Source organism: Paracoccus aminophilus JCM 7686 (genome assembly GCF_000444995.1).
In the GTDB taxonomy this organism is placed as follows: domain Bacteria; phylum Pseudomonadota; class Alphaproteobacteria; order Rhodobacterales; family Rhodobacteraceae; genus Paracoccus; species Paracoccus aminophilus.
In genome coordinates this window covers 2,565,194-2,579,309 of sequence record NC_022041.1, presented here as the reverse complement: position 1 = coordinate 2,579,309, position 14,116 = coordinate 2,565,194, and the positions used below count along the sequence as shown (strand labels likewise).

General features: G+C 66.0%; 16 protein-coding genes. 11 read left to right on the top strand and 5 right to left on the bottom strand.

All coding sequences use genetic code 11. The features are described 5' to 3' along the window. Nucleotides 1-13: 13 nt before the first annotated feature. From JCM7686_RS12540 to JCM7686_RS12515, 6 genes are all read left to right on the top strand, one after another. Nucleotides 14-421 (top strand): cytidine deaminase, encoded by a 408-nt coding sequence (locus JCM7686_RS12540; RefSeq protein WP_158442362.1) that lies wholly within the window; start codon nt 14-16, stop codon nt 419-421. Next, nucleotides 418-1,704 carry a thymidine phosphorylase gene (locus JCM7686_RS12535; RefSeq protein WP_020951189.1) on the top strand — a complete coding sequence of 429 codons (1,287 nt, stop codon included), beginning with the start codon at nt 418-420 and terminating at the stop codon, nt 1,702-1,704. The genes JCM7686_RS12540 and JCM7686_RS12535 overlap by 4 nt, the downstream gene beginning before the upstream one ends. Further along, entirely contained in the window at nt 1,701-2,900 is a 1,200-nt protein-coding gene (locus tag JCM7686_RS12530; protein WP_020951188.1) for a phosphopentomutase, read from the top strand. Before JCM7686_RS12535 ends, JCM7686_RS12530 begins: the two co-directional genes overlap by 4 nt. Continuing rightward, nucleotides 2,897-3,856 (top strand): adenosine deaminase, encoded by a 960-nt coding sequence (locus JCM7686_RS12525; protein WP_020951187.1) that lies wholly within the window; start codon nt 2,897-2,899, stop codon nt 3,854-3,856. The genes JCM7686_RS12530 and JCM7686_RS12525 overlap by 4 nt, the downstream gene beginning before the upstream one ends. Next, entirely contained in the window at nt 3,853-4,485 is a 633-nt protein-coding gene (gene upp, locus JCM7686_RS12520; RefSeq protein ID WP_020951186.1) for a uracil phosphoribosyltransferase, read from the top strand. The genes JCM7686_RS12525 and upp overlap by 4 nt, the downstream gene beginning before the upstream one ends. A 67-nt stretch (nt 4,486-4,552) precedes the next feature. Next, nucleotides 4,553-5,689, top strand: a complete 1,137-nt coding sequence (locus JCM7686_RS12515) for an SPOR domain-containing protein (protein ID WP_051201564.1) — start codon at nt 4,553-4,555, stop codon at nt 5,687-5,689. A 3-nt stretch (nt 5,690-5,692) separates the two neighbouring features. Here JCM7686_RS12515 and JCM7686_RS12510 read toward each other — a convergent pair whose 3' ends face one another. The 3 genes from JCM7686_RS12510 to JCM7686_RS12500 all read right to left on the bottom strand — a co-directional run bounded on the left by JCM7686_RS12510 (nt 5,693) and on the right by JCM7686_RS12500 (nt 8,956). Beyond that, nucleotides 5,693-6,712: a hypothetical protein gene (locus tag JCM7686_RS12510; protein WP_020951184.1), complete on the bottom strand. Its 1,020-nt coding sequence runs from the start codon at nt 6,710-6,712 to the stop codon at nt 5,693-5,695. Nucleotides 6,713-6,945: 233 nt separating this feature from the next. Then, complete coding sequence (gene rpoH, locus JCM7686_RS12505; RefSeq protein ID WP_020951183.1) at nt 6,946-7,845, bottom strand: RNA polymerase sigma factor RpoH; 900 nt, start codon at nt 7,843-7,845, stop codon at nt 6,946-6,948. Between the two features lie 73 nt (nt 7,846-7,918). Continuing rightward, the gene (locus tag JCM7686_RS12500) at nt 7,919-8,956 is read right to left on the bottom strand and encodes an RluA family pseudouridine synthase (protein ID WP_020951181.1); all 1,038 of its coding nucleotides are present in this window, start codon (nt 8,954-8,956) and stop codon (nt 7,919-7,921) included. Between JCM7686_RS12500 and JCM7686_RS12495 the strand changes: the two genes are divergently transcribed. Then, nucleotides 8,955-9,263 (top strand): DUF6476 family protein, encoded by a 309-nt coding sequence (locus tag JCM7686_RS12495; protein ID WP_041527338.1) that lies wholly within the window; start codon nt 8,955-8,957, stop codon nt 9,261-9,263. The genes JCM7686_RS12500 and JCM7686_RS12495 overlap by 2 nt on opposite strands. Here JCM7686_RS12495 and JCM7686_RS12490 read toward each other — a convergent pair. After that, nucleotides 9,260-9,508, bottom strand: a complete 249-nt coding sequence (locus tag JCM7686_RS12490; protein WP_020951180.1) for an accessory factor UbiK family protein — start codon at nt 9,506-9,508, stop codon at nt 9,260-9,262. The two genes, JCM7686_RS12495 and JCM7686_RS12490, sit on opposite strands and share 4 nt — an antisense overlap. Before the next feature lie 106 nt (nt 9,509-9,614). On the opposite strand from JCM7686_RS12490, the gene lgt reads away from it, so the two are divergent. From lgt to pgeF, 3 genes are read left to right on the top strand one after another with little or no spacing between them, the layout of a single operon-like run. Next, on the top strand, nt 9,615-10,496 hold the full coding sequence (lgt, locus tag JCM7686_RS12485; protein WP_020951179.1) for a prolipoprotein diacylglyceryl transferase: 882 nt from the start codon (nt 9,615-9,617) through the stop codon (nt 10,494-10,496). Between the two features lie 10 nt (nt 10,497-10,506). Further along, complete coding sequence (locus JCM7686_RS12480) at nt 10,507-11,541, top strand: class I SAM-dependent methyltransferase (RefSeq protein WP_020951178.1); 1,035 nt, start codon at nt 10,507-10,509, stop codon at nt 11,539-11,541. Between the two features lie 7 nt (nt 11,542-11,548). Continuing rightward, nucleotides 11,549-12,313: a peptidoglycan editing factor PgeF gene (gene pgeF, locus JCM7686_RS12475; RefSeq protein ID WP_020951177.1), complete on the top strand. Its 765-nt coding sequence runs from the start codon at nt 11,549-11,551 to the stop codon at nt 12,311-12,313. A 63-nt stretch (nt 12,314-12,376) separates the two neighbouring features. Here pgeF and JCM7686_RS12470 read toward each other — a convergent pair whose 3' ends face one another. Further along, nucleotides 12,377-12,868: an Lrp/AsnC family transcriptional regulator gene (locus JCM7686_RS12470; protein WP_020951176.1), complete on the bottom strand. Its 492-nt coding sequence runs from the start codon at nt 12,866-12,868 to the stop codon at nt 12,377-12,379. Nucleotides 12,869-13,049: 181 nt separating this feature from the next. Between JCM7686_RS12470 and trxB the strand changes: the two genes are divergently transcribed. Then, complete coding sequence (gene trxB, locus JCM7686_RS12465; protein WP_020951175.1) at nt 13,050-14,054, top strand: thioredoxin-disulfide reductase; 1,005 nt, start codon at nt 13,050-13,052, stop codon at nt 14,052-14,054. The last annotated feature ends 62 nt before the right edge of the window (nt 14,055-14,116 follow it).

Genomic DNA, 14,116 nt, shown 5'->3' with positions numbered 1-14,116 from the left:
TCGCACCAAAAGGATGAGGTGGCAAATGACCCTTTTGGAAACGGCGCGTGACGTTCGCGAAAGGGCTTACGCGCCCTATTCGAAGTTCAAGGTCGGGGCTGCCGTGCGCGGGCTGTCGGGCCGCATCTATGCCGGCTGCAATGTCGAAAATGTTGCGTATCCTGAAGGCACTTGCGCGGAAGCGGGCGCGATTGCGGCCATGATTGCTGCGGGCGAAACCGAGCTGATCGAAGTCTGCGTCATCGCCGGAAGTGCTGCGCCGACGCCCCCTTGCGGCGGCTGCCGCCAGAAGCTCGCGGAATTCGGCAAGGGCGAGGTTCCGGTCCTGCTGGCCACGGTCAGTGGCGAAACACATTCAACCACAATCGCGGAATTGCTGCCCGGCCGTTTTGCCGCCGCGCATATGGCGGGGGATGCATGAGCGACCCGCGCGGGGTCATTGCCGCGCTGCGTGACGGGCAGGGGCTTGACGCCTCCGGCGCGGCTCTGATCGCGCGCGGGCTCGCGGAGGGCACGCTGAGCGATGCGCAGGCCGGGGCTTTTGCCATGGCGGTTCTGCTGCGCGGCACCGGGCGCGCCGGGCGGATTGCCTTGACCGAGGCGATGCGCGATTCGGGACGCGTCCTGCGCTGGGATCTGCCGGGGCCGGTGCTCGACAAGCATTCGACCGGCGGGATCGGCGATACGGTCAGCCTGATCCTTGCGCCGGTGTTGGCAGCTGCGGGGGCCTTTGTGCCGATGATCTCGGGGCGCGGGCTGGGCCATACCGGCGGCACGCTCGACAAGCTCGAGGCCATTCCCGGCTGCCGGGTCGATCTTGACGAGGCTGCGCTGCGCCGCATCACCGCCGAGGTCGGCACGGCGATTGTCGCGGCGAGCGGCGATCTCGCCCCGGCCGACCGCAGGCTTTACGCGATCCGCGATGAAAGCGGCACGGTCGAGAGCCTTGATCTCATCACTGCCTCGATCCTGTCAAAGAAGCTCGCGGCGGGGCTCGACGGGCTGGTCTTGGATGTGAAATGCGGCTCTGGCGCGTTTTCGCGGGATCTCGACACGGCGCGGGATCTGGCGCGGGCCTTGGTCGAGACTGCAAATGGCGCGGGCTGCAAGACCATGGCCTGCATCACCGATATGGATCAGCCGCTCGCGCCTGCGGCCGGCAATGCGCTGGAAATCCGCGCGGTGCTCGAGGCGTTTCGCACCGGCGAAGGGGCGCTTTGTGCCTTGGCGCTGGATCTGGCGGGGGAGGGCCTGACGCTTGCGGGGATCGACCCCGCGCGGGCCAGCGAGGCTTTCGCCTCGGGTCGCGCTGCGGAAATCTTTGGCCGCATGATCGCGGCGCAGGGCGGGCCATGCGATCTGATCGAGCGCCCTGACACCTACCTTGGCCCCGCGCCGGTGGTGCGCGCGGTCGAGGCCGGTGGGGCGGGCTTTGTCGCGGCGGTCGATGGCACGGCGCTTGGCCGCGCGGTCGTGGCGCTTGGCGGCGGTCGGGTCCGGGCGAGCGACCGCATTGATCCACGCGTCGGCCTGTCGCAGCTTCTGCGCAAGGGCGATCAGGTGAGCACGGGCGCGCCGCTGGCGCTGGTCCATGCCCGGAGTGAGGCCGAGGCAGAGGCCGCCGCCGCCCAGGTCCGCGCCGCATATGTGATCGGCGAGGCACCCGCGCAGGGGCCGCTGATCCTCGAAAGGATCCTCGCATGAGCCGAGACCAGAACCGCGCCTTTCTGATCGTCATGGACAGCGTCGGCATTGGCGGCGCGCCCGATGCGGCGGGCTTTTTCAACGATGAGCGTCCCGACAGCGGCGCGAATACGCTGGCCCATATCGCGGCGGTGCGGGCCTTGGCGCTGCCGAACCTCGACCGGCTGGGGCTGGGCGCGGCGCTGCATCTGGCCTCGGGCGCGCAAGCGGCCGGGCTTGGCGCCACGCCGCAGGGCCTTTGGGGCGCGGCCAGCGAGGTCTCGCGCGGCAAGGACACGCCCTCGGGCCATTGGGAGCTCGCGGGCGTGCCGGTGCCCTTCGAGTGGCATTATTTCCCGAAGACCCGCCCAGCCTTTCCGCCCGAGCTGACGCGCCAAATCGCCGAGCTTGCAGGCACAAGTGGTATCCTTGGCAATTGCCATGCCTCGGGGACCGAGATCCTCGCCGAGCTTGGCGCCGAGCATCTGCGCACGGGCTGGCCGATCTGCTACACCTCCGCCGATTCGGTCCTCCAGATCGCGGCGCATGAAGAGGCCTTCGGGCTCGGGCGCCTGCTGGATCTATGCGAAAAGGTGGCGGCTCTGGTCCATCCGATGCGGGTCGGGCGGGTGATCGCGCGGCCCTTTCTGGGGCAAGAGGGCGCGTTTCGCCGCACCGCCAACCGGCATGACTATGCCATTCCCGCCCCGGCGGAGACCATTCTCGACCGGGCGGCGGGGGCTGGGCGCGTCACCCATGCGATCGGCAAGATCGGCGATATTTTCTCCCATCGCGGCATCAGCCATCTCCACAAGGGTCAGAGCGATGCCGATCTGGCGCAGCATCTGCTCCGGCTCGCTGAAGAGGCCGAGCCCGGCAGTCTGACCTTCGCCAATTTCGTCGAATTCGACAGTCTCTATGGCCACCGCCGCGATATCGAGGGCTATGCGCAGGCGCTTGAATGGTTCGACCGCATCGCGGGCGCGCTCATGGCGCGTCTGCGTCCCGGCGATCTCGCGATTTTCACCGCCGATCACGGCAATGACCCAAGCTGGAGCGGCACTGACCACACCCGCGAGCGCGTGCCGGTGCTGGGCTGGGGCTATGGCGCGCAGCCGATCGGGCAGGTCGCATTTGTCGATGTCGCGGCCTCGGTGGCCGATCACCTCGGTCTCGCGCCCGTTGGGCCGGGCCGCTCATTTCTGGACCTCCGATGAAGAAGATCGAACTCCACCTCCATCTCGAAGGCGCGGCGCCGCCCGCTCTCATTCGCGCGCTCGCGCAGGAAAAGCGGGTGGATCTGCCGCCGATCTTTGACGAGGCGGGCGGCTATGCCTATCGCGGCTTTACCGATTTCCTGCGCGTCTATGAGGCGGCAACCTCGGTTCTGACGACGCCCCGCGATTATGCGCGTCTGCTCGAGGAGGTGCTCGGCGCCTGCGCGGAGGAGGGCGCGATCTATACAGAGCTCTTCATCTCGCCCGATTTCTGCGGCGGCGGCGATCTCCATGCCTGGCGCGATTATCTGGGCGCGATGGAAGAGGTGGCCGCGCGGATGCGCCGTCACGGCATCGACAGTCGCGCCATCCTGACTGCAGTGCGTCATTTCGGCCCCGATCGGGCGCGCCGTGCCGCGATTTGCGCGGCGGAGACCTCGGGAGGCTGGGTCACGGGCTTTGGCATGGGCGGGGCCGAGACCGAGGGCAAGGCCCGGGATTTCGCCTGGTCCTTTGATTGCGCGCGCGAGGCCGGGCTCGGCCTCACGAGCCATGCTGGCGAATGGGGCGGGCCGCAAAGCATCCGCGACACGTTGGCGCTTGGCGTCACCCGCATCGGCCACGGCATCCGCGCCATTGAGGATCCGGCGCTTGTCCGCGATCTGGCCGAGCGCGAGATTACGCTGGAAATCTGCCCGGGCTCGAACATCGCTTTGGGCCTGTGCAAGGATTGGCGTGCCCATCCGATTGCGCGGCTTGCGGATGCGGGCGTGCGCGTGACGGTCTCGACCGACGACCCGCCTTTCTTTGGCACGACGCTGCGGAAAGAGTATGATCGGCTGGCGGAAGCCTTCGGATGGCACGATGAGGACTTTCGCCGCATGAATCTCTGGGCTATCGACGCGGCGTTTTGCGATACTGACACAAAGACAAGCCTGCGAAAGGAATTCTCATGACCGAGCATTTGACCGTCGTGAACCACCCGCTGGTTCAGCACAAGCTGACCATCATGCGCGACAAGTCGACCTCCACCGCCGGTTTCCGCAGGCTCCTGCGCGAGATCAGCCTGCTTCTCGCCTATGAGGTCACGCGGGAACTGGACCTCACCACCACCACGATCCAGACGCCGATGCAGGAAATGGTCGCGCCGACGCTCGAGGGCAAGAAGCTGGCGCTGATCTCGATCCTGCGCGCGGGCAACGGGCTGATGGACGGCATTCTCGAGCTGATCCCGGCGGCGCGCGTGGGCTTCATCGGCCTTTACCGCGATCCGGAAACCCTGCAACCGGTGCAGTATTATTCCAAGGTTCCCAATGAGTTGGACATGCGGATGACCATCGTCGTCGATCCGATGCTGGCCACGGGGAACTCCTCGGTCGCGGCGATTGATCTGCTGAAACAGGCAGGCGCCAAGAACCTGCGCTTCCTGTGCCTGCTCGCCTCGCCCGAAGGGGTCGCGCGCATGAAGGAGGCCCATCCCGATGTGCCGATCGTGACCGCCGCGCTGGATGAGGGGCTCGACGAGCATGGCTATATCGTGCCGGGTCTCGGTGATGCTGGCGACCGGATGTTCGGCACGAAATAAGCGCCGTTAACCCGGACTTCATTCCCTTGGGCTAAACCTGTCTGGACTCGCGGTTCGGGACAGGATGATGGCCAGATCACTCTTGATTTTCATCGCCGCGGCGCTGCTTTTGGGCGGCGCCGCTTTCGCAGCACTCCCCCAGCCGGCGGAAGAGCCGCCCGCCGATTTCACGGCGCGCCAGTATATCGACAGCAAGGGCTGCGTTTTTCTGCGGCAGGGAAGTGGAGTTTGGCAGGCGAGGGTGGCGCGCGACGGGGCGCCGATCTGCGGCTATCCCCCGACCTTCTCGGCGCGCAGGCTCTCGCCCGACATGCTCGCCGCGACCGCGCCCAGCCCGGGACCAGAGCCGTCGCGGGCCGCGCTGATCGAAGAGGCCTTGACCCGTACCGTCGTCACCAATCTACGCCCCGGCGAGCTGGTTGGACAGGCCGAGCCGCTTCAGCTCTTGCCCGATCTTGGTCCCGAACCCGTGTCGGACGCGCCCGCCCGGCTGATCGCGGCAGAGATCAAGGCCGCCCCGGCCCTGCGCGCGCAAATGGGCAGCGGGCTGAAGCCCAATCAGAACCTGTGCCATCTGCTCGGCTATAATGGCGGCAAAGGGCAGGCGCCGGGCGAGGGGGCTGGGCTCGGCAAGGACCCGAGTCAGGGCTTTTGCGACGGGCTCGCGGGCAATGATCTCGCGCGGCTCGCCTTTAACCGGCCGGTCCCGGTGGCGTCACCCGCGCCTGCCGCCGAGGCCGAGGTGGCGGTCGCGACCGCCGCAAGTCAGACCCTCGGCGCCCGCGAAAGCGGCGCGCAGGTCGCAACCGATCCATCGAGCCAGCAGATGCGCCCCAAGGCGCGGCCAAAGCCCCTGCGCGTTGCCGCACAGCGCCGCGATCAACGGGCTGCTGATAAGGTGAAGGCGGTCCAACCGCGTCCGGCGGCGACCAAACAGGCCGCACGCACCGACGAACCGATCCGCCCGCTTCTGGCAGCCGGGGCGCGCTATGTGCAGGTTGGCGTTTATAGCAATGGCGGCAATGCCGATCGCGCTGCCGCGCATCTGGGCAAGCTCGGCATGCCGGTTCTGCGCAGCTATGTCGAGGGCAATGGGCCGCAGCTCCATGTCATCGTTGCCGGGCCCTTCGACAATCACCGCACCTTGGTGATCGCGCTCGACCGGATCCGCCGCGCGGGCTTTCCCGATGCTTATCCGCGCTAGGCGTTACTCATCGCAGATCTGCTGCAGGGCCACCCATTCGCGGTCGTCAAGCAGAGCGGCGGGCAAAGCGGTGCGGAAAGGATCGGCCTCGATCAGGCCAAGCGTCGCCTCGCCGGTCGGGTCAAGCGCACGCGCATAGGGCACGCTCGACACCCCGGCCTGTTCGAAGAGCTTGAGAAGGCGCTCGTCATCGGCGGGGGCGGGCGGCGATTTCAAAAGCCGCTCGCCATAGCCGTCGAGCGCGTCGCGCGTGAGATCGCCCGAGGTCAGCAGGTGAAAGGCCGCGCGCGGCCCGGCAAAACGCAGCGCCGTGAACAGCGGATCATCGCGCCGGGCGATGGCCTCGGCCGCCAGGATATAGCCCGCCGCGACCTCGGGGGAATGCTGGCCAGAGATCAGATCGCTGCCGATCACCGTCACCGGGCCGGGCAGACGGATCGCTTCGTCAAGCTTGGTCGGCAGGACCGCGACGCGGTGACCGGGCCCGAGCAGGCGTTCGGCAAAATCCCGGGCGGCGGCGCTGGCGGCAGGGCGCTGGCAGGCGTTGCCGGTGATCTGCTCGATTTCGCCGAGGATCATCTGGCCGATCTCGCTGCGCTGGGCGGGCGGGGCGACCTGTGCGGCATGGTTAACGATGGCGGGCGGCAGCCAGATCACCGCCGCGAAAAGACAAACCGCGCCAAGCGAGAGCAGCAGGCTCGCGCGCATTCGGCCCGAGTTCGGACGGCTGGCGTCGATCGCGCGATGGACCTTCTCGATCGCGGCGATCATCAGATCGTCTTCGACTTCCAGCTTCTCGTCGACATCACCGGCACCGGGCGAGTAAAGCGCCGGACGCTTGCCGGGGTTCAGACGCACCACGGCAGGCAGGGACCAATGGGCCAAAGGGATATCAGAGCGCGGATCGGTCAAGACCAGCGTGGCATCGCCGACAGAGACGATCACGTCCCTGCGCTGCGATTTCGGCGTCTCCCGCCAAGTGCCGACCGCTTCGAGCCGCTGATACTGGTTAAGCGCAGTCATGGTGGCGCCGCAGATCCCTGTCCCATGGTCCTGACCTTATGCGCGGAAACGGGGCGGTCAACCATGGCTCCGGGAAATGGCCGGGAAGACCGCCAAAGGCAATGGGCGATCTGCCCGGGAAGGGCGGCAAAAGAGCATTATCGCCGCCCATCGGCGCGAAAAGCACAAACCGCCGCCACGGCAAGGGCCGAGGGTCGGCGGTCATGCACGCGATCCGGCCCATCTCGCGGGGTTCAGGCCGGGATCGTCATGCCTTTTTCCTGCGCCAGAACCCGCATCCGGTCCTGCAGCTTTTCGAAGGCGCGCACCTCGATCTGGCGGATCCGTTCCCGCGAGACGTCATAACGGCTCGAGAGATCCTCAAGCGTCATCGGCTCGTCGCGCAGGCGGCGCTCCATCAGAATGTCCTTTTCGCGGTCGTTGAGCACATCCATCGCCTCAAGCAGCATCGAGCGGCGGGTCGAGAGCTCATCGGCCTCGGCAAAGCTGCCAGCCTGATCGGCGGTCTCGTCCTCCAGCCAATCCTGCCATTGCGCCGTCGATTCGCCCTCGGACGAGCCGACGGTCGCATTCAGCGAAGCGTCCGAGCCCGAGAGGCGGCGGTTCATGTCGATGACCTCTTGCTCGGTCACGTTCAGATCCTTGGCGATCTGGGCGACGTTTTCGGGCCGGAGATCGCCTTCCTCGAGCGCGCCGAGCTTGGCCTTGGCCTTGCGCAGGTTGAAGAACAGTTTCTTCTGCGCCGAGGTCGTGCCCATTTTCACCAGCGACCACGAGCGCAGGATATATTCCTGGATCGAGGCGCGGATCCACCACATCGCATAGGTCGCGAGTCGGAAGCCTTTCTCGGGGTCAAAGCGCTTGACCGCCTGCATCAGCCCGACGTTCGCTTCGGAAATCACCTCGGCTTGCGGCAGGCCATAGCCGCGATAACCCATCGCGATCTTGGCGGCGAGGCGGAGGTGGCTGGTCACCAGCCGCTGCGCGGCACCCGGGTCCTGATGGTCGACCCAAGCCTTGGCCAGCATATATTCCTCTTCCGGTTCGAGCAGCGGAAATTTGCGAATTTCCTGCAAGTAGCGGTTCAGCCCCTGTTCGGGGCTCGGAGCCGGGAGGTTCGTGTAAGTTGCCATGAGCAAATCCCTGTTCCCGCAGAAAGCGAGGTTATAGCTGAAACGCGCACGGGCGGGCGGGGTTCCGAAACGGTCAAATCGTGCTTGAACCCGGGCGGCCGCGCAAATGTCCTAGTAATTCTGTCATGTCGTCAGGCAGTTGGCTATTAAACGATAATAACGCTCCCGTGACCGGATGTGAAAAGCCCAGATGGGCGGCGTGAAGCGCCTGGCGCGGGAAGGTTGCAACCGCGCGCACCGCCTCTTCGCTGACCGATTTCGGCGAGAGTTTGCGGTTGCCGCCATAGGTCGGATCGCCAACCAGACCCAGCCCGGCATAGGCCATATGGACGCGGATCTGATGGGTGCGCCCGGTTTCCAACCGGCATTCGACCAGCATGGCCGAGGGCGGCGTACCGAAAGCTTCGATCATGCGGGCGCGGGTCACGGCATGGCGGCCGTGCTCAAAACTGACGGCTTGACGCTGGCGGTCGGTCGGGTGACGGCCGAGAAGCGAGGTGATCTTGAGCACGCCGCCTGGCTCGAAATTCGTGCCCTTGAGCCCGGCGAGGCGGGCATCGGCGCCGTCGATCACGCCGTAAGCCACCGCAAGATAGCGCCGCGCCGCGCTGTGGTCCTCGAATTGCTTGGCGAGCCCCTGATGGGCGCGGTCGGTCTTGGCGACGACCAAAAGCCCGGACGTGTCTTTATCGATCCGGTGCACGATCCCCGGACGCGCGGCGCCGCCAATGCCGGACAGACTGCCCGCGCAATGGTGCAAAAGCGCATTCACAAGCGTCCCCGACGGGCTGCCCGGCGCGGGATGGACGACCATGCCGACGGGTTTGTCGATCACGATAAGCTCATCGTCTTCATAGGCGATATTGAGGGCAATCGCCTCGGGCTGGGCCTCGATCGGCTCGGGCTCGCCAAGTGAGATGGTGTAATCGCCAGCGGTGGCCTTGGCCTTGCCGTCGAGGACCGGGCCGAGCGGGCCGGAAATCGCGCCATCTGCAATCAGTTTGGCCAGGCGCGAGCGCGAGAGCGCGGCTTCCTCTGGCGCGAAAGCGGTAAGGGCTTTATCAAGCCTGTCGGTCGTGCCGTCGGGCAGGGTGATGATGAGGTCGGGCATGTCCGGAAAATTCAACGAAGAAAATGGGGCAGAGCAGGCTCTGCCGATGCTGCGCTACCTGCGCGCCCTTGTCACGGGGCTTGCCGTGGTCATGGGCATCGGCGTGCTGGCGATTGTGGCGATCTTGTGGCTCCGGCTGGGCGCGGGTGCGCCTTTGCCGGACCTGCCCGCTCAGATCACCTTGCCCGAGGGCGCGAGGCCCGAAGCGGTCACCTTCGCCCGCGATTGGGTGGTGGTGGTGACCGATACGGGCGAGGTGCTGCTTTACGACCGGACAGGCAAGCTCAAGGATCGGGTGAAGCCTTAGACCTTGGCCCGAGCTTCCAGCGCATCAAGACGCGCGCGCAGCTCGGCATTCTCGGTCCGGGCCTTGATCGCCATTTCGCGGACCGCTTCGAATTCCTCGCGGGTCACAAAGTCGCGATCAGCCAGCCAGCGGTCAATCCAGCCGTTGAAGGCGGTTTGCGCTTCGTCCTTTGCGCCTTGGGCCACGCCCATCGCATTGGTCATCAGTTTGCTGAGATCGTCGAAGATACGGTTTTGCGCGGTCATAGGTGGCCTTTCGGATCGGTGTTGCTATCTATATGGCGCTGACGCAGGGCGGGTTCAATGTCCCTCTGCCCGGCCCGACGCAAGCAGAAGGTGAGACGAGACGCCCATGATCCCCTTTCCCGATATCTCGCCCGAGATCTTTACCGTGCATCTCTTCGGACAGGCCTTCTCGCTGCGCTGGTATGCGATGGCCTATCTTGTGGGCCTGCTGATCGGTTGGTGGATCATCGTGCGGCTGATGAAACGCCCCGCGCTCTGGGGCGGCACGCCGCCGATGGAGCCGGGCAAGGTCGAGGAGCTGCTGACCTGGGTCATCGTCGGCGTGGTGCTGGGCGGTCGGCTGGGCTTCGTGCTGTTCTACGATCTCGATTTCTACCTCGCCAATCCCGGTCAGATCATCCGCATCGATCAGGGCGGCATGTCTTTCCATGGCGGTTTTCTCGGCGTGGTGCTGGCCTCGCTCTGGTATAGCCGCAAGCACCATATCCCGACGCTGCGGCTGGCCGATGCCTTGGGCGTGGCGACGCCGATCGGGCTCGGGCTGGGCCGGATCGCGAATTTCATCAACGCCGAGCTTTGGGGGCGTCCGACCGATCTGCCCTGGGGCGTGATCTTCCCCGGCGAGGCCGCGCAGAATTGCCCCGGCGTGGTCGGGCTGTGCGCCCGCCATCCGAGCCAGCTTTACGAGGCCGCGCTCGAAGGCGTCATGCTGGCGATCATCCTTTTCGCGGTGGTGCGCGCGGGCGGGCTGAAGCGTCCGGGTCTCGCTTTCGGCATTTTCGTTGCGGGCTATGGCATCAGCCGTTTCATCGTCGAGTTCTTCCGTCAGGCCGATGCACGGTTCATCACGCCGGACAATCCGCTGGGTCATGTCCTTGGCGGTCCGGTCTGGGGGATTTCGCGCGGCCAAGAGCTGTCCTTGCCGATGATTCTCGTCGGGCTGGGCTTTATCCTCTATGCGCTGCGGCGACCGCCGGTGAGCGCATAGGGCGCCGCGCATGACCCCGCTCGCGCGCCTCATTGCCGCGCGTCTGCGCACTGCGGGCGCGATGCGGCTAGATGAATATATGCAGCTCTGCATGCTCCACCCCGAGCATGGCTATTACGCCACCCGCGATCCCTTCGGGGCAGGCGGCGATTTCATCACCGCGCCCGAGATCAGCCAGATGTTTGGCGAGATGATCGGGCTGGCCTTGGCGCAGGCCTGGCTCGATCAGGGCAGTCCCGCGCCCTTTACCCTCGCCGAGATCGGCCCGGGGCGCGGCACGCTGATGGCCGATCTTCTGCGCGCGATCCGCAATGTGCCGGGCATGGTTGCGGCGGCCGAGATCACGCTGATCGAGGCCTCGCCGCATTTGCGCGCCGTCCAGCGCGAAAAACTGGGTCCGGTGCGCCATCTCGATCAGGCGGCCGATCTGCCTGAACAGCCGCTGTTTCTTGTGGCCAACGAGTTCTTTGACGCCTTGCCGATCCGCCAGTTCCAGCGCGTCGAGGCGGGCTGGGCCGAGCGGATCATTGCGCTGGACCCCGAGGGCGCGCTCACGCTTGGCCTTGCCGCCCCCCAGCCGGGCGAACCTGCCCCCTTGGGCGAGCTGCGCGAGGTTTGCCCCGCAGCCGCGCCCATCACCGCCGAGATCGCGGGCCGGATTGCGCGTCAGGGCGGGGCGGCGATCTTTCTCGATTACGGCAATTGGCGGGGCCGGGGCGACAGCTTTCAGGCGCTGCGCCGCCATCAGCCCGAGGACCCGCTCGCCCATCCCGGCGAGGCCGATCTGACCGCCCATGTCGATTTCGAGCCGATCGCGCGGGCCGCCGAGACCGCAGGCGCGCGCGCCTCGCGGATGCAGCCGCAGGGCGATTGGCTGCTCAGCCTTGGCATCGCAGCGCGCGCGGCGCGTCTGGAGGCCGCTGGCGACGCCGGCGCGCGGGCCGCGCTTCATCGCTTGACCGATGCGGCGGAAATGGGGCACCTCTTCAAAGTGATGGCGCTTTGGGCGCCCGACGCTCCCCCGCCTCCGGGCTTCCAACCGTAGGACAATCATGCAAACCACGCTTGAAATCCTGACCGCCGAACTGCTCGCCCCCGTGCGGCACGGCTTCTTCACCCGCAAGGGGGGCGCAAGCTCGGGGCTGTTTTCCGGGCTGAACTGCGGGCGCGGGTCGAGCGATCAGGCAGAGATCGTGGCGATCAACCGCACGCGTGTGGCCGAGGCGATGGGGGCCGGTATCGAGCGGCTGGCCTCGGTCCATCAGGTCCATTCCGCCGATGTCATGACGATCACCGCCGAGACCGATCTGGAAAAACTGGCCGCGACCCGTGCCGATGGCATGGTGACGACGCTGCCGGGTGTGGTCCTGAGCGTGCTCAGCGCCGATTGCCAGCCGATTCTCTTTGCCGATGCCAAGGCCGGGGTGATCGGCGCGGCTCATGCGGGCTGGAAAGGCGCGCTTGGCGGCGTGATCGAGGCGACGGTTGCCGCGATGGAGGATCTGGGCGCGCGCCATATCCGCGCCGTCATCGGCCCGACGATCAGTCAGCGCGCCTATGAGGTCGGCGACGAGTTCATGGATCAGTTTCTCGCCGAAGACCCAAGCTATGGCCGCTTTTTCTCGGGCGGGCTGAACGGGAGGCCGATGTTCGATCTGCCGGGCTTTGGCCTGATGCGGCTGCGCGAGGCGGGCGTCAGCGCCGCTTGGACGCATCATTGCACCTATTCCGATCCCGAGCGCTTCTTTTCCTATCGCCGCGCCACCCATGAGGGCGCCGCCGATTACGGGCGGCTGATTTCGGCGATTGTGTTGTAAGAGGACGCGCCGGAAGGGCAGGTGGGCGGGCGCGCTTTGGTCGCGCGCCCCGTCCGGTTCACCTCAGGCGAGGCGGCTTTCCACGACTTCAAACGGGATCGCGGGCTCGTCCTTGGCGCAGCGGATCACGAGGCTCGTCTTGACGCTGGCGACATTCTCGGCCGAGGTCAGCCCCTCGGTCAGAAAGCGCTGGAAGGTCGGCAGATCGGGCGAGACGCATTTCAGGATGAAATCGATCTCACCGTTGAGCATGTGACATTCGCGGACCAAAGGCCAGCTGCGTGCCTGAGCCTCGAAGGCCGAGAGGTCTTTTTCCGACTGGCTGTGCAGGCGCACCATGGCAAAGACCTGCACCTCGAAGCCCAGCTCGCGCGGGTCGATATCGGCGTGATAGCCACGGATATAGCCGGTTTCCTCGAGCGCGCGGACGCGGCGCAGGCAGGGCGGGGCCGAGATGCCGACGCGCCGAGCGAGTTCGACGTTGGTCATCCGACCATCGGCCTGTAACTCTGCCAGAATCTTGCGGTCGATATCGTCAAGTCTGGCAGCGCTCATAAATCCCTCTTGCCCATCAGGGCTACGTTTCTTGCCGGAAACTACCGTGGCAGAACCGGAATCGCAATATTCTTTCTGACGTTACGCGGCGACGCCCCACGAAGGGCGACACATTGCAACCGGTCGCGGCGATGTTTACCTAAACCTCTGACCACGGAATTCAAGCGAAAGGCCCTGCGCCATGTCCGATACTGAACTGCCCGCGCATACCCGTCTGCTCATCATCGGCTCGGGTCCCGCCGGTTACACGGCTGCCGTCTATGCTTCAAGGGCCATGCTCGAGCCTGTGCTTATTCAGGGCATGCAGCCGGGCGGTCAGCTGACCATCACCACCGAAGTCGAGAACTGGCCCGGCCACACCGAGATTCAAGGCCCCGACCTCATGGTGAACATGGAAGCGCATGCGCGCGCGATGGGCACGCGGATCCATATGGACACCGTCAACCGTCTTGATCTGCAGGTGCGGCCTTTTGTCGCCCATCTCGACAGCGGCGCGAAAATCACCGCCGATGCGGTCATTCTGGCGACCGGCGCGCAGGCGCGCTGGCTTGGGCTGCCCTCGGAAGAGAAATTCAAGGGCTTTGGCGTGTCGGCTTGCGCGACCTGCGACGGCTTTTTCTACCGCAACAAGCCGATTGCCGTGATCGGTGGCGGCAATACGGCGGTGGAAGAGGCGCTTTACCTGACGAATTTCGCCAGCAAGGTGACGCTGGTTCATCGCCGCAACAGCCTGCGCTCGGAAAAGATCCTGCAGGACCGCCTGTTCAAGAACCCGAAGGTCGAGGTGCTCTGGGATCACGAGATCGCCGAGGTCGAAGGCACCAGCGCGCCGCTTGGCGTGACCGGGCTGAAGCTGCGCGACGTGAAAACCGGCGCCGAGCGCGATCTCGCGGTCGATGGCGTCTTCATCGCGATTGGCCATGCGCCTGCGAGCGAGCTGGTCGTGGGCCAGCTTGAGCTGCACAACGGCGGCTATGTGAAGGTCGAGCCGGGCTCGACCCGCACCTCGATCCCGGGCGTCTTTGCCGCGGGCGATCTGACCGATCACGTCTATCGTCAGGCCGTGACCAGCGCGGGCATGGGCTGTATGGCCGCGCTCGATGCCGAGAAATATCTGGCCGAGCATCACGAAGCCGGTCTGCCCGATCCCGATGCCGCGGTCGAAGAAGTCGCGACCGCCGACTAAGCTGCTCACCGCTTGCTGACCGCGCCCCTCGTTGAAGAGCGCGGTCCATGCTGATATGGCCT

Bases quoted from the DNA above. Each gene is read 5' to 3' on its own strand.
- JCM7686_RS12540 (WP_158442362.1), top strand. From the start codon at position 14: ATGAGGTGGCAAATGACCCTTTTGGAAACGGCGCGTGACGTTCGCGAA.
- JCM7686_RS12480 (WP_020951178.1), top strand. From the start codon at position 10,507: ATGACCCCGCTCGCGCGCCTCATTGCCGCGCGTCTGCGCACTGCGGGC.
- JCM7686_RS12530 (WP_020951188.1), top strand. From the start codon at position 1,701: ATGAGCCGAGACCAGAACCGCGCCTTTCTGATCGTCATGGACAGCGTC.
- upp (WP_020951186.1), top strand. From the start codon at position 3,853: ATGACCGAGCATTTGACCGTCGTGAACCACCCGCTGGTTCAGCACAAG.
- rpoH (WP_020951183.1), bottom strand. From the start codon at position 7,845: ATGGCAACTTACACGAACCTCCCGGCTCCGAGCCCCGAACAGGGGCTG.
- JCM7686_RS12535 (WP_020951189.1), top strand. From the start codon at position 418: ATGAGCGACCCGCGCGGGGTCATTGCCGCGCTGCGTGACGGGCAGGGG.
- pgeF (WP_020951177.1), top strand. From the start codon at position 11,549: ATGCAAACCACGCTTGAAATCCTGACCGCCGAACTGCTCGCCCCCGTG.
- JCM7686_RS12470 (WP_020951176.1), bottom strand. From the start codon at position 12,868: ATGAGCGCTGCCAGACTTGACGATATCGACCGCAAGATTCTGGCAGAG.
- JCM7686_RS12510 (WP_020951184.1), bottom strand. From the start codon at position 6,712: ATGACTGCGCTTAACCAGTATCAGCGGCTCGAAGCGGTCGGCACTTGG.
- JCM7686_RS12500 (WP_020951181.1), bottom strand. From the start codon at position 8,956: ATGCCCGACCTCATCATCACCCTGCCCGACGGCACGACCGACAGGCTT.
- JCM7686_RS12525 (WP_020951187.1), top strand. From the start codon at position 2,897: ATGAAGAAGATCGAACTCCACCTCCATCTCGAAGGCGCGGCGCCGCCC.
- lgt (WP_020951179.1), top strand. From the start codon at position 9,615: ATGATCCCCTTTCCCGATATCTCGCCCGAGATCTTTACCGTGCATCTC.
- trxB (WP_020951175.1), top strand. From the start codon at position 13,050: ATGTCCGATACTGAACTGCCCGCGCATACCCGTCTGCTCATCATCGGC.
- JCM7686_RS12495 (WP_041527338.1), top strand. From the start codon at position 8,955: ATGTCCGGAAAATTCAACGAAGAAAATGGGGCAGAGCAGGCTCTGCCG.
- JCM7686_RS12490 (WP_020951180.1), bottom strand. From the start codon at position 9,508: ATGACCGCGCAAAACCGTATCTTCGACGATCTCAGCAAACTGATGACC.
- JCM7686_RS12515 (WP_051201564.1), top strand. From the start codon at position 4,553: ATGGCCAGATCACTCTTGATTTTCATCGCCGCGGCGCTGCTTTTGGGC.